The sequence below is a fragment of the Pseudomonas sp. SIMBA_041 genome, from assembly GCF_046535095.1.
Lineage (GTDB): Bacteria > Pseudomonadota > Gammaproteobacteria > Pseudomonadales > Pseudomonadaceae > Aquipseudomonas > Aquipseudomonas mucoides.
The window spans coordinates 1-231 of record NZ_JAWRXJ010001016.1 but is presented as its reverse complement, the minus strand read 5'-3'; the positions used below and the strand labels follow the sequence as shown (position 1 = coordinate 231).

General features: G+C 45.9%; 1 protein-coding gene. It reads left to right on the top strand.

Annotated features, from left to right (window positions below; translation table 11 throughout):
- Positions 1–231 (top strand): hypothetical protein (locus tag SB725_RS34185; RefSeq protein ID WP_410923824.1); only part of this gene is annotated, 231 nt, incomplete at both ends.

Sequence of the window (231 nt, the reverse complement as noted above, 5' to 3'; positions counted from 1 at the left end):
CTTGGACAAAGCTCATGTAGGCAGCTCCTATGTATTTCCTATTGATACGGGTTTACTGTTTTCAGTACCGCTACTGGCTTTTGGTTTATTTTCTGCCTTACTAAACGACATCTCTAACGCCCTCACGATTACCAGTGCCATTTTGGCTATGGTTTATCTTGGGATGGGCTGGTTGTTCATCCAGCGCAGTAGACGCTATGCTTTAATCACCGAAGGCATGCTGGCGTTAGG